This is a genomic window from Streptomyces sp. NBC_01320 (genome assembly GCF_035974375.1).
Lineage (GTDB): Bacteria > Actinomycetota > Actinomycetes > Streptomycetales > Streptomycetaceae > Streptomyces > Streptomyces yanii.
This window is the reverse complement of sequence record NZ_CP108390.1, coordinates 8,563,967-8,576,571: the sequence shown is the minus strand read 5'-3', so window position 1 is coordinate 8,576,571 and position 12,605 is coordinate 8,563,967. Positions and strand designations below refer to the sequence as shown.

14 protein-coding genes and 1 pseudogene are annotated in these 12,605 nt (G+C 69.5%); 7 read left to right on the top strand and 8 right to left on the bottom strand.

Annotation, left to right across the window (positions count from 1 at the left end; genetic code table 11):
* Positions 1-104: 104 nt before the first annotated feature.
* On the bottom strand, positions 105-746 hold the full coding sequence (locus OG395_RS39030; protein ID WP_327247131.1) for a DNA-3-methyladenine glycosylase: 642 nt from the start codon (positions 744-746) through the stop codon (positions 105-107).
* A gap of 72 nt (positions 747-818) precedes the next feature.
* On the opposite strand from OG395_RS39030, the gene OG395_RS39025 reads away from it, so the two are divergent.
* The 3 genes from OG395_RS39025 to OG395_RS39015 all read left to right on the top strand — a co-directional run bounded on the left by OG395_RS39025 (position 819) and on the right by OG395_RS39015 (position 2,839).
* Positions 819-1,601, top strand: coding sequence for a sporulation protein (locus tag OG395_RS39025; protein ID WP_266987239.1), 783 nt, complete (start codon positions 819-821; stop codon positions 1,599-1,601).
* 43 nt (positions 1,602-1,644) lie between these two features.
* Positions 1,645-2,175 (top strand): YbhB/YbcL family Raf kinase inhibitor-like protein, encoded by a 531-nt coding sequence (locus OG395_RS39020; RefSeq protein WP_327247130.1) that lies wholly within the window; start codon positions 1,645-1,647, stop codon positions 2,173-2,175.
* 157 nt (positions 2,176-2,332) lie between these two features.
* Complete coding sequence (locus OG395_RS39015; RefSeq protein WP_327247129.1) at positions 2,333-2,839, top strand: HNH endonuclease; 507 nt, start codon at positions 2,333-2,335, stop codon at positions 2,837-2,839.
* A gap of 69 nt (positions 2,840-2,908) precedes the next feature.
* Here OG395_RS39015 and OG395_RS39010 read toward each other — a convergent pair whose 3' ends face one another.
* The 4 genes from OG395_RS39010 to OG395_RS38995 form a co-directional block, all read right to left on the bottom strand.
* Positions 2,909-3,676 (bottom strand): sulfite exporter TauE/SafE family protein, encoded by a 768-nt coding sequence (locus OG395_RS39010; RefSeq protein WP_327247128.1) that lies wholly within the window; start codon positions 3,674-3,676, stop codon positions 2,909-2,911.
* A 62-nt stretch (positions 3,677-3,738) separates the two neighbouring features.
* On the bottom strand, positions 3,739-4,668 hold the full coding sequence (locus OG395_RS39005; RefSeq protein ID WP_327247127.1) for an SPFH domain-containing protein: 930 nt from the start codon (positions 4,666-4,668) through the stop codon (positions 3,739-3,741).
* Positions 4,669-4,794: 126 nt separating this feature from the next.
* Entirely contained in the window at positions 4,795-5,223 is a 429-nt protein-coding gene (locus tag OG395_RS39000) for an NfeD family protein (RefSeq protein ID WP_266987230.1), read from the bottom strand.
* Positions 5,224-5,307: 84 nt separating this feature from the next.
* Positions 5,308-6,105, bottom strand: coding sequence for an ABC transporter ATP-binding protein (locus OG395_RS38995; protein WP_327247126.1), 798 nt, complete (start codon positions 6,103-6,105; stop codon positions 5,308-5,310).
* A 123-nt stretch (positions 6,106-6,228) separates the two neighbouring features.
* On the opposite strand from OG395_RS38995, the gene OG395_RS38990 reads away from it, so the two are divergent.
* Positions 6,229-7,011, top strand: coding sequence for a hypothetical protein (locus OG395_RS38990; RefSeq protein ID WP_327247125.1), 783 nt, complete (start codon positions 6,229-6,231; stop codon positions 7,009-7,011).
* Between the two features lie 366 nt (positions 7,012-7,377).
* Here the strand turns inward: OG395_RS38990 and OG395_RS38985 are convergent, their stop codons facing one another.
* From OG395_RS38985 to OG395_RS38975, 3 genes are all read right to left on the bottom strand, one after another.
* Complete coding sequence (locus tag OG395_RS38985) at positions 7,378-7,626, bottom strand: chaplin family protein (RefSeq protein WP_327249597.1); 249 nt, start codon at positions 7,624-7,626, stop codon at positions 7,378-7,380.
* Between the two features lie 147 nt (positions 7,627-7,773).
* On the bottom strand, positions 7,774-8,418 hold the full coding sequence (locus OG395_RS38980) for a response regulator (RefSeq protein WP_266987224.1): 645 nt from the start codon (positions 8,416-8,418) through the stop codon (positions 7,774-7,776).
* A complete protein-coding gene (locus tag OG395_RS38975) occupies positions 8,411-9,556 on the bottom strand; it encodes a GAF domain-containing sensor histidine kinase (RefSeq protein WP_327247124.1) in 1,146 nt (381 codons plus the stop codon). The genes OG395_RS38980 and OG395_RS38975 overlap by 8 nt, the downstream gene beginning before the upstream one ends.
* A gap of 191 nt (positions 9,557-9,747) precedes the next feature.
* On the opposite strand from OG395_RS38975, the gene OG395_RS38970 reads away from it, so the two are divergent.
* The 3 genes and pseudogenes from OG395_RS38970 to OG395_RS38960 all read left to right on the top strand — a co-directional run bounded on the left by OG395_RS38970 (position 9,748) and on the right by OG395_RS38960 (position 12,571).
* Positions 9,748-10,452: an SDR family NAD(P)-dependent oxidoreductase gene (locus tag OG395_RS38970; RefSeq protein ID WP_327247123.1), complete on the top strand. Its 705-nt coding sequence runs from the start codon at positions 9,748-9,750 to the stop codon at positions 10,450-10,452.
* Positions 10,449-11,536 (top strand): annotated as a pseudogene (locus OG395_RS38965) (S-adenosylmethionine:tRNA ribosyltransferase-isomerase). Before OG395_RS38970 ends, OG395_RS38965 begins: the two are co-directional and overlap by 4 nt.
* A gap of 270 nt (positions 11,537-11,806) precedes the next feature.
* On the top strand, positions 11,807-12,571 hold the full coding sequence (locus tag OG395_RS38960; protein ID WP_327247122.1) for a transglycosylase SLT domain-containing protein: 765 nt from the start codon (positions 11,807-11,809) through the stop codon (positions 12,569-12,571).
* Positions 12,572-12,605: the final 34 nt, after the last annotated feature.

Below are 12,605 nucleotides of genomic sequence, written 5' to 3'. Positions count from 1 at the left end.
GTGGTTGGTCGCTTCCGGGTGCTCAACCTCGGTCCGATGGACCGTGCCGACAGCAGTACCCGTTCAAGCGGCTCGGACTACGTTAGGTGACCGGCAGGGGCGAGTCAAGTTGCGCGGCGGCGTGGCGTGTGGGGTCGGTACAGGCTCACCGTGGGGTCTCCGTCGATCCAGAAGCGCCAGGGGTGTGTGGCTCCGTCACCGCCCACGCCGGTGCGGGGGCCGTTGCGTACCAGGTCGCGCGGTGGTGGGGTGCCGCGCAGTACGGACAAGGGAGCACCCGGGTGGGCGATGGCGTCAGTGCCGTTCAGGCCTCGGTCGATGTCGAGGGCGGTAGCCAGACGGGCCGGGCCTTTGGCCAGTTCTCGGTCACTGCGGGCCGAGATTCGACGTTTACGGCTGAGTTCAGCACCCACCTGGACCTCGCCCGCCCGGAGCAGTACACCGCTCGCCACGCCTTCGGGGCCGCACACCAGGTTGAGGCAGTGCCACATGCCGTAGGTGAAGTAGACGTAGGCGTGGCCGGGTGGTCCGAACATCACGCTGTTGCGCGCGGTGCGGCCACGGAAGGCGTGCGAGCCGGGGTCGATCTCGCCGGCGTACGCCTCCACCTCGGTGAGGCGGAGTTCGATGGGGCCGTCGCCTGTGATGCGTACCAGGGTCCGGCCCAGCAGGTCGGGTGCCACCTCCAGTACGGGGCGGTCGAAGAAATCCCGCGTCAGCGGCGTACGGTCCAGGCCCTCGATCATGGCGTTCGAGGTTACCGGGAACCGACTACGGTCGTGGCGCGTATGTAGGGGTCAGACCAAGGAGGAGTAAATATGGGCTTCAAGCGGCTGCTCGCGAGCATGGGTGCCGGTGGTGCTTCGGTGGAGACGGAGCTGACCGAGCTCAACGTCGTACCGGGCGGGGTCGTCCAGGGCGAGGTGCGGATCCAGGGTGGTTCCGTGGCGCAGCAGATCGAGGGACTCTCGGTCGGTCTGCAGGCGCGCGTCGAGGTCGAGGGCAACGACCAGGAGATGAAGCAGGACATCGAGTTCACCAAGCTGCAGCTCGGTGGGGCGTTCGAGGTGCAGGCCGGTGCCGTGCACGTCGTTCCGTTCGGGCTCGAGATCCCGTGGGAGACGCCGATCACGATGTTCGGCGGTCAGCACCTGCACGGCATGAACATCGGTGTGACCACCGAACTGGAGATCGCGCGGGCGCTGGACTCGGGCGACCTCGACCCGATCAACGTCCACCCGCTGCCGGCGCAGCAGGCGATCCTGGACGCGTTCGGGCAGCTCGGCTTCGGATTCCGCAGCGCGGACATGGAGCGTGGTCACATCCGCGGCACGCGTCAGCAGCTGCCGTTCTACCAGGAGATCGAGTTCTTCCCGCCGCAGCAGTACCGCGGGCTGAACCAGGTCGAGCTGACGTTCGTCGCGGACGACCGCGAGATGGATGTCGTGCTGGAGATGGACAAGAAGCCGGGGCTCTTCAGTGAGGGCAGCGACTCGTACCGGGCGTTCAAGGTCGGTCTGAACGACTTCCGGGGGACCGACTGGGCGGCATACCTCAATCAGTGGCTCGCCCAGGTCGGTGGTCGGCGCAACTGGCTCTAGGGTCGGTGGCGAGACTCCAGAGCCGATCAGGAGAGGTGCTGACGTGACCGAGCCGAAGAGGCCGCCGCTGCCGCATGACTTCCATCCCGAGGTGCCTTCGTTCACGGTGATGAGCGAGGACCTTGCTCCCGGGGCCGTGCTGGCGGACGCCCAAGTGTTCGCGGCCGGGAACACTTCGCCGCAGCTGCGGTGGGAAGGTTTCCCGGCGGAGACAAAGAGTTTCGCCGTGACCTGCTTCGATCCGGATGCTCCGACGGGCAGCGGGTTCTGGCACTGGGTCGTGTTCGACATCCCGGCATCGGTCACGGAGCTGCCGGCCGGTGCGGGCAGCGGGACGTTCGAGGGACTGCCCGCCGGTGCCGTTCAGGTCCGTAACGACTACGGGTCGAAGGAGTTCGGCGGCGCCGCGCCGCCGGCCGGGGAGAACCACCGCTACGTCTTCACCGTGTATGCGGTGGACAGCGAGAAGCTGGGGCCGGACAGTAATGCGTCGCCCGCTGTGGTCGGGTTCAATCTGCGGTTCCACGCACTGGGCCGTGCTCAGCTGATCGGTGAGTACACCGGTCCCGCGTAGTACCCCGTGAGCTGAGAGTTCTCCTGCTGTTTGCCCTGCCCTGGTCCTGGAGAGATCAGGGCAGGGCATTTTTTATTGCGTTGTCCATCCCGGCCCGCCCAGCCAGAGTTGATCCGGGCCTGCCAGGGGGGCGGGCGGCACACGGGAGGTGGGCGAGATGCGGGACACGCTGGTTCTCAACGCGAGCTTCGAGCCGCTGTCGACGGTGACACTGAACCGTGCGGTGGTGCTGATTCTGCAGGACAAGGCTGTTGTCGAGCAGTCGCATCCCGATCTCCGCATGCGTGGTGCCGCCGTGGACATTCCGGTACCCCGGGTGATCAGGCTCTGCCGGTACGTACGGGTGCCGTTCCGAAGACAGGCACCGTGGTCCAGAAGGGGTGTGCTGATACGGGACCAGCACCGGTGCGCGTACTGCGGGCGACGGGCGACAACTGTCGACCATGTGGTGCCGCGCGCCCAGGGTGGCCAGGACACCTGGCTCAATACGGTGGCGTCCTGTGCCGAGGACAATCACCGCAAGGCGGCCCGGACGCCGGAGCAGGCGGGGATGCCGTTGTTGCGGCAGCCCTTCGTACCGTCGCCCGCGGAGGCGATGCTGCTCGCGATGGGGGCCGGTGAGCGGTCGGCGCTGCCGGAGTGGCTGGACCGGACCGCCGCATAGTGGGCGTAGGCCGCCTACGCAGATCGTCGTATCGGAAGCCCGTCTCCGTGCGGAGGCGGGCTTTCGGGTTCAGCGAAGCACCAGTTGGACGATGGCGACCGTGCCGACCACCACGATGAAGCCGCGCAGCACGGTGGGGCTGAGGCGGCGCCCGACCTTGGCGCCGATCTGGCCGCCGAGCGCGGAGCCGACCGCGATCAGTGCGACGGCCGTCCAGTCGAAGTCCGCGACGAAGAGGAAGAAGAGCGCGGCAACGCTGTTGACGACCGCTGCCAGCACGTTCTTGACGGCGTTGAGGCGCTGCATCGTGTCGTCGAGCAGCATGCCCATCAGGGAGAGGTAGATGATCCCCTGGGCGGCGGTGAAGTAGCCGCCGTAGACGCTGGCGAGCATCAGTCCGACGACGAGGAGCGGGCCGCCGTCGGACCGGGCGGTGGTGCCGTTGTGCTCGCGGCGGCGCTGGACTGCTTTGCTGATGCGAGGTTGCAGAATGACCAGGACGAGGGCCAGGGCGACCAGGATGGGCACGATGGTCTCGAACGCCGTGGAGGGCAGGGCCAGCAGCAGGGTGGCGCCGGTGAGGCCCCCGATGAGCGCGCCGACGCTCAGTTTGAGGGCGCGGCGCCCCTGTCCGGCGAGTTCCTTGCGGTAGCCGATGGCGCCGCTGATGGAGCCGGGGATCAGGCCGAGGGCGTTGGAGACGGTGGCGGTGACCGGGGGCAGGCCGGTGGCGAGGAGAACCGGGAAGGTGATCAGCGTTCCGGAACCGACGACCGTGTTGATCGCGCCCGCGCTGATGCCCGCGCCGAAGACGGCGAGCATTTCCCAGATGGACATTCCGACTCCCCCGTGCATGATCAGTGCCTGATGCACTGATCATGCACGATGGTGTGTACGCGTCAGTCGACCGGGGGTTCCTCGCGGCGCTCCTTGCCGGTGTTGAAGCCGGGGACGCCGCTGCCGAGGTTCCCGAAGGCGCCGCTGAGGCCCTTGAGAGCGTCACCGATCTCGCTCGGCACGATCCAGAGCTTGTTGGCGTCGCCCTCGGCGATCTTCGGGAGCATCTGGAGGTACTGGTACGAGAGGAGCTTCTGGTCCGGGTCGCCGGCGTGGATGGACTCGAAGACCGTCCGGATGGCCTGGGCCTCGCCCTCGGCGCGCAGGGCCGCGGCCTTGGCCTCACCCTCGGCGCGCAGGATCGCGGACTGCTTCTCGCCCTCTGCGGTGAGGATCGCGGACTGCCGGGTTCCCTCGGCCTGGAGGATCGCGGCACGCTTGTCACGGTCGGCGCGCATCTGCTTCTCCATCGAGTCCTGGATGGAGGTCGGCGGTTCGATCGCCTTGAGCTCGACGCGGTTGACGCGGATACCCCACTTGCCGGTGGCTTCGTCGAGGACACCGCGGAGGGCGGCGTTGATCTCCTCGCGGGAGGTCAGGGTTCGCTCCAGGTCCATGCCACCGATGATGTTGCGGAGAGTGGTGACGGTGAGCTGCTCGATCGCCTGGATGTAGCTGGCGACCTCGTACGTCGCGGCCCGGGCGTCCGTCACCTGGTAGTAGATGACGGTGTCGATGTTGACGACCAGGTTGTCCTGGGTGATCACCGGCTGGGGCGGGAACGGGACAACCTGTTCGCGGAGGTCGATCCGGTTGCGGATGGTGTCGATGAACGGAACGACGATGTTCAGGCCTGCGTTGAGCGTGCGGGTGTAGCGGCCGAAGCGCTCCACGATGGCGGCGCTGGCCTGCGGGATGACCTGGATCGTCTTGATCAGGGCGATGAAGACGAGCACCACCAGAATGATCAGGACGATGATGATCGGTTGCATCGTGTTCCTCGTGCCCTTCGGTTGCCGACGGATCGCGATGATCGGGGTCGGATCTCATGAGGTCCGGATCTCATGATGATCGACATCGAGTCTGGCAGACCGAGGTCCGCCGTGTGAGCGGTTCGGTCACATGACAACGGCCGTAGCACCGTCGATGTCCACGACATCCACCTGCCGGCCGGGTTCGAAACTCTGGTCTCCGTCGTAGGCGCGGGCCGACCAGATCTCCCCGGCCAGCTTGATCCGGCCACCGCTGCCGTCGACCCGTTCCAGGACGACGGCCTGACGGCCTTTCAGCGCATCGATGCCGGTGGCCAGTTGGGGCCGGTCGGCGCGGTGCCTGGCGGCGATCGGGCGAACCACCGCGATGAGAGCGACCGAGACGACCACGAAGACCAGGACCTGGGCCACGATGCCGCCGCCGAGTGCGGCGACGACCGCCGCGGCGACCGCTCCGACGGCGAACATCCCGAACTCGGGCATCGCGGTCAGGACGAGCGGAATGCCCAGCCCGACCGCGCCGATCAGCCACCACACCCACGCATCGATGTCCACCCGGTCATGGTAGGACCGTGAGTCCTTCGCCGACAGGGCTTCGATCAGGACATTCGGGGCACAGTGCGTTCAGGACGTCGGCGTTCAGGACAGCGGGAGGCCGTGTGCGGTGTATCGGTCGCCGGTGTGCTCGACGATGAGCGGCAGACCGAAGCAGAGGGAAAGGTTGCGGGAGCTGAGCTCGGTCTCCATGGGGCCCGCGGCGAGGACCTTGCCCTGGCGGATCATGAGGACGTGGGTGAAGCCCGGGGCGATCTCCTCGACATGGTGCGTCACCATGATCATGGAGGGGGCCAACGGGTCGCGGGCGAGCCGGCCGAGGCGGCGGACCAGATCCTCGCGGCCGCCGAGGTCGAGACCTGCGGCGGGCTCGTCGAGGAGCAGCAGCTCCGGGTCGGTCATCATGGCGCGGGCGATCAGGGTGCGCTTGCGCTCGCCCTCGGAGAGGGTGCCGAACTTGCGGTCGAGGAACTCGGTCATGCCGAGCCGGTCGAGGAACGCGCGGGCCCGGTCCTCGTCGACGGCGTCGTAGTTCTCGTGCCAGGTGGCGGTCATGCCGTACGCGGCGGTGAGCACCGTCTGCAGGACGGTCTGGCGCTTGGGCAGCTTCTCCGCCACGGCGACGCCCGCGATACCGATCCGCGGGCGCAGGTCGAAGACGTCGGTGCCGACGCCGCCGAGTTGTTCGCCGAGGATCGTGGCGCTGCCCTTGGTGGGGAAGAGGTAGCTGGACGCGATGTTGAGGAGGGTGGTCTTGCCGGCGCCGTTCGGGCCGAGGATGACCCAGCGCTCCCCCTCCTTGACCGACCAGGAGACGTCGTCCACCAGAGCGCGTCCGTCGCGGACCACGGATACGTCCACCAGCTCCAGTACATCGCTCATGAGCGCGTTGTCTCCCCATGCAGTCTCGAGATCGTCGCGTGCCTATGGGCACAGCTCCCAGGGAAAACCTACGCCACCCCAGGAGTGCTCCAGCTCTTAGGTCCGGTTCCCTAGGCTGTTCCCATGCTTTCGGAACCACGCTCGGGGCTGCTGGCCTCATGGGGAAACGCGCTTCTGGCCGGACTTGTCTCACCGGACGACGCCGCGCTCGCGATTGTCGGAGAGGACGCGGTGCACCGCGTCGAGGGGCTGCCGGGTGAGGCGGGACCGGTCGGGCTCACGCTGGCCCTGGGGCGGCTGCGCGGATTGGGAGTGACGGGCTTCCGGGTCGCCCTGCCGGTGCCGGGGCATCCGCTCGGGCTCAGCGGCCCGCCCGAGTTCAATGCGCGGGCGCTGGAGGCGGAGGAGGCGGTGATCGCGTCCGGTGCGCCGTACGGACTGGTGCCCGAGGTGCGGGAGGCGGGGCCTGCCGGTGATCTGCACGTCGAGGTGGTGTGGTGCTGTCTGCCGGTGCGGGAGGCGCCGCCGGCCGATGTGCCGTCGCTGAGTGAGGCGGAGCGGGAGCTCGCGGAGGCGTTGCGGGATGCGACGGCGGCGCTGTCGCGGCTCGACGTGGCCGGGTCCGGGCCGGTGGCGGAGGCGGCGCTGGATGCGTACCGGGCGCGGGCGGAGCGGGGGCGGGAACTGCTCGCTCCGGGATATCCGCCGCGGGCGGTGCGGGTGCTGGAGCTGGCGCAGCGGGTGGGGCTGCTGATCTCGCTGGCGTACGAGAACGGGCACGGCGGGGCGGTGAGCGCGTCGGAGATCGCGGCCCGGGGGGCGGCGCTGCGGCCGGTGGAGCGGGTGGCTCGGCGGGCGCAGGTGGCGGCCTACAACGCGTATGTGGAGGGACGGGAGCGGGGGTAAGGGTTGTCCCGTGGTCTCCGGCGGATCAGCGCACGGCGTCGGATGCGGTGCATCGCAAGGCGGAGGGGCGTCCTCATACGGGGCGTATTCGGGTGTTCGACAACACGGCGAGGTGCCGTGGCTGTCGTTGTTCGCCCGTCAGGGATTTCGGGACGGCGCTCAGGCGCAGGAACGGGGGCCGGGGCGTCCGGTGGCCCGTCCGTCCTCGATCGCCTGGACGGGCTTGATCGTGCCGAGCGGATGTGGCTCGACCCGTTGCGGCTCGATCCTCGGTGGTGATGGGCCGTGAGTTGTGGTGTGGGACAGCATGGTTGATGCCGGACGGATCCCTTTCGGGACCGTCCGGCATCGGGAGAACCGGGGTGGTCAGCCGTTGTGGCCGACGTTGCCGAACGCCGGGTTGAGCAGGCCGATCACGTTGACCGTGTTGCCGACCACGTTCACCGGGACGTGGACCGGGACCTGGATGACGTTGCCACTGACCACGCCCGGGGAGTGGGTCGCCACACCGTGGGCGCCCGCGCCGTGACCGGTGGCGGAGGCCGCGCCGGCGCCCGCGGCGATGATGCCACCGGCGATCACGGTGACGGCAGCGGCTTTCTTCAGGTTCTTCACTTCAGGATCCTCCTCGCGTCGCTGCGGCCGGCCGCCGCAGCACGCCATGGAGAACGCCCCCGGGCCCGACAGGGTGCGCCGTTCGGGTGACATGCACCCGACAGTATGAATCTCAGTCCGGAGGTAACCGCTCCGCTTCGGCGCTGATCAGCCCGCCACCCCGTGGCGGACGGCCCAGAGCGCCGCCTGGGTGCGGTCCGCCAGATCCAGCTTCATCAAGATGTTCGAGACGTGCGTCTTGACGGTCTTCTCGGAGAGAACCAGGGCCCGCGCGATCTCGCGGTTGGAGCGGCCGTCGGCGATCAGGCCGAGGACCTCCCGCTCCCGTTCGGTGAGGGTGCTCCCCCGGCCGGTCCCGGTGCCTCCGTCCTCCTGGGCGAGGAGAGCCCCGGCGACCTCCGGCTGGAGCAGGACATGGCCCGCATGGACCGAGCGGATGGCGCCGGCCAGCGCTTCCGGGTCGACGTCCTTGTACACGTAACCGGAGGCACCCGCTCGCAGGGCGGGGACCACCGTCCGCTGCTCGGTGAAGCTGGTGACGATCAGCACCTTGGCCGGGTTGTCCAGTTCGCGGAGCTTGCGGAGCGCCTCGATGCCGTCGGTGCCCGGCATCTTGATGTCCATCAGCACCACGTCGGGGCGGAGTTCCTCGGAGCGGGCGACTCCTTCGGCGCCGTCGGCCGCCTCGCCGACGACCTCTATGTCGTCCTGGATCTCCAGGAACGTACGCAGACCGCGGCGGACCACCTGGTGGTCGTCGACCAGCAGCACCCTGATGATCTTGTCAGCCACCGGGGACCTCCATCTCGATCGTGGTGCCCCTGCCGGGCGCCGATTCAACGGTGAGCCTGCCACCGACACCACTCGCGCGGTCCCGCATCGACACCAGACCCAGATGGCGGCCCGCCTGCCGCGTCGCCGTGGGCTCGAATCCACTGCCGTCGTCCGTGATCCGCAGCACCGTGCCGCTGCCACGACGGGCGAGCGTGACGTCGACCTGCTCGGCGCCCGAGTGGCGCAGTGCGTTGTGGAGGGCCTCCTGGGAGACCCGGAGCAGCGCCTCCTCCTGGGCGGCGGGCAGGGCTCGTACGCCGAGGCTCTCGAAGGTGACCTTGGCGGTGTGGGCGCGGTCCAGAACCTGGACCTGGGTGCGGAGCGTGGCGATCAGACCGTCCTCGTCGAGCGCTGCGGGGCGCAGTTCGACGACGGCGGCGCGCAACTCGTCCACTGCCTCCGCGGCCAGCGCGGCGACCTGCTGGAGCTCGCCCTTGGCGCGGGCCGGGTCGCGGTCGACGAGGGCGGCGGCCGCCTGGGCAGTCAGCCGCAGGGAAAACAGCTTCTGGCTGACCGCGTCGTGCAACTCGTGGGCGAGGCGGGAGCGCTCCTCGGCGATGGTGAGCTCGCGGCTGCGCTCGTACAGCCGGGCGTTCGTGAGGGCGATCGCCGCGTGCTGGGCGAGGATCGACAACAGCTCTTCGTCCTGTGCGGTGAAACCACAGCCGCCCTGGGGTTTGAGGCAGCGCTTGTTGGCGAGGAAGAGCGCGCCGATGATCTCGTCGCCGTCCCTGATGGGCAGGCCCAGGAAGTCGGACATGTCCGGGTGGGCGGCCGGCCAGCCCTCGAAGCGGGGGTCCTTGCGGACGTCGGCGAGGCGCTCCGGCTTCGCCTCGTGGAGCATCGCGGCGAGGATGCCGTGCTGCCGGGGCAGCGGGCCGATGGCCTTCCACTGCTCGTCGCTGACGCCGTCGACGACGAACTGGGCGAAGCCGCCGTGGTCGTCGGGGACGCCCAGGGCCGCGTACTCGGCGTCCAGCAGTTCGCGGGCCGAGGCGACGATGGTCTTCAGGACGTCACGCACTTCGAGGTGGCGGCTCATGGCGAGCAGCGCGTCACTCACCGCTGCGAGGCCCGACGGTGGGCTGTGGCTCATGGCCTCACCGTACCGGCGGGGCCGGGGCTCCGGATCGGCCTGTGGACGGCCGGTGCCTAGGGCGTCGGCCCTAGGTCGAAGTGCCTTGCGGGGGTGCGGCTCGCGGACGAGGCGCGGGGCACGGCGGCGTTCCTACGTTGGGGGTGCCGAGGTCCATCGGTGATCGCCTAGGTAACAAGGGGACGGTTGGCATGCCTGTCGCGATGATCACGGGCGCTTCGAAGGGACTGGGGCGTGCGCTGGCAGCCGCGCTCGCTCAGCGGGGCTGGGATCTGGTGCTGGACGCCAGGACCGCGAGCGCGCTGGAGGAGACGGCGAAGGAGCTGGCGGCGTGCGGGGCGCGGGTGGCGGCCGTACCCGGGGATGTCACGGATGCCGCCCACCGCGAGGCACTGGTGGCCGCCGCCGGTGAGTTCGGTGGGCTCGATCTGCTGGTGAGCAATGCGAGTGCGCTGGGTGCGGAGCCGCTCGTGCGGCTCGACACGCTGTCGCTGGGCGGGCTCCGGCAGGCGCTGGAGACCAATGTGGTGGCGGCGCTCGGTCTGGTGCAGGGGACGCTGCCACTGCTGCGGGCGTCGGCGGCGGGCGCGGTCGTGATGGTGAGTTCGGACGCGTCCGCGGAGCCGTACGAGACCTGGGGCGGTTACGGGGCGTCGAAGGCGGCGCTCGACCAGCTGGCCGCGGTGCTGGGGGTGGAGGAACCGGGGCTGCGCGTGTGGGCGGTCGATCCGGGCGACATGCAGACCGATCTGTATGCGGCGGCGGTACCGGAGGACGAGGATCCGCGGCCGCGTCCGGAGAGCGTGGTGCCCGCGTTCCTGCGTCTGCTGGAGCGCCGGCCGGCGAGCGGACGGTATGCGGCACCTGCGCTGACGGAGACAGTGGTGGAGCCGTGACCGCCCTGGACGCGTTGACGGTGCCCGCGGAGCTCTCGGCCCGGGTGCCGGCGGAGCAGCGCGGCGCGGGGCGTGATGACGTACGGATGCTGGTGTCCCGGGGCCGGAAGGTGTCGCACCATGCGTTCCGGGAGCTGCCGGGGCAGCTGGGGCCGGGGACGTCCTCGTCGTCAATACGTCTGCGACGCTGCCCGCCGCGGTGAACGGGCGGACCGGCGGTGCGCGGGTGGTCGTGCACTTCTCGACGCGGGGTGACGACGGGCGCTGGGCGGTGGAGCTGCGCCACCCCGACGGGACGGGGGCGACGGTGCCGCGCCGCGGTGGGCCGACGGGGACGGTCGTCAAGCTGCCGGGCGGCTCGCGGCTGGTGCTGCAGGAGCCGCTGGGCGGTGCGGCGGCGGGCGCCAGGTTGTGGTGGGCGCGGGTGTCGACGGAGGTGCCGGGGCTGCTGCGGCGGTACGGGCGGCCGATCCGTTACGGGTACACGGAGCGGGACCAGCCGTTGTCCGCGTATCAGACGGTGTTCGCGGTTCAGGCCCCCGACGGGAGCGGTTCGGCGGAGATGCCGAGCGCAGCGCGGCCGTTCACGCCGCGGCTGGTGGCCGCGCTGGTGCGACGCGGGGTGCAGTTCGCGCCGCTGACGCTGCATACCGGGGTGGCGTCGGCCGAGGCGTACGAGCCGCCGTACCCGGAGCGCTTCGAGGTACCGCGGACGACGGCCTGGCTGGTCAACGCGGCGCGGGCGACGGGCGGGCGGGTGATCGCGGTCGGTACGACGGCGGTGCGGGCGCTGGAGTCGTCGGCGGGCGCGGACGGGGTGGTGCGGCCGGCGGCCGGCTGGACGGATCTGGTGGTGACGCCCCAGCGCGGGGTGCGGGTGGTGGACGGGCTGCTGACCGGACTGCATGAACCGGAGGCCTCGCATCTGCTGATGCTGGAGGCGGTCGCGGGGCGGGCCGCGCTGCAGTGCGCATACCCGGAGGCGCTGCGGCACCGGTACCTCTGGCATGAGTTCGGAGACGTGCATCTGCTGCTCCCTGAAACGGATTCTCACGCTCCGAATTGCCGAAGCAACGATTGGTGAAGTTGTTACGCGGCCGATGTGAGGCCGCGCATAGGACCCACGTCACTTACGAAGCCGGCTAGTGGACATATAAGGGCCACATGGGTGGTCATGAGCGCGGACCGTCCCGTTCGAGCGCTCCCGTGATCCACTACCCAGCTTCGTACATCACTCCTTTGCCACGGGATTTTGCGGCCGCTAAGAATTGCACTCGTCCCCGACGGAGATGCGAACAGTCGCTTCCGTCTCGTCCTCCGTGAGGACTCCAGCGATTCGAAGAGGTACGACTGAATGTCCGCGTCCAGCATCCCCAGCCGTATTCGCTGCCTGAACAAGACCCAGAAGCTCTCCGTGGCGGGCGTCTCCGCTGTCGCCGCCGCCGCTCTCTCGCTCTCCCTCGTCCCGGCCCACGCCGAGACGCCGGCCAAGCCGCAGACCGAGCCGCAGGCCGCTTCCGCCGCTCCGGTGGTCTTCAGCCTCGCCCCCAGTGCCCCGCAGGCCAGGACCATCCAGGCCAGCATCATCGAGCAGCACTCCACCGCCGAGAAGCTGGTGCAGGCCGCTGACGCGGCCAAGGCGAAGCAGGTCGCCGCCGCCAAGGCGAAGGCCGAGGCCGCCGCAAAGGCCAAGGCCGCCGCCAAGGCGAAGGCCGAGGCCGCCGCGAAGGCCAAGGCGGATGTAGCGAAGCGGTCCACCCAGGTCACCACGCGCTCCGTCGCCCGTACTCCGGTCTACGCCAACAACCTGGACGGCTGGATCTCCGAGGCGCTGGCCATCATGAAGGCCAAGGGCATCCCGGGTTCGTACGACGGTCTGCACCGCAACATCATGCGGGAGTCCACCGGTAACCCGAACGCGATCAACGGCTGGGACATCAACGCCCAGAACGGCACCCCGTCCTGCGGTCTGCTGCAGGTCATCCGGCCGACGTTCAACGCGTACCACGTCCCCGGTACCTCGATGAACATCTACGACCCGGTCGCCAACATCACCGCCGCGGCCAACTACGCCGCCGACCGGTACGGCTCGATCGACAACGTCAACAGCGCGTACTGATCGACGCGGCACGGCACCGTGCACACGCATACGC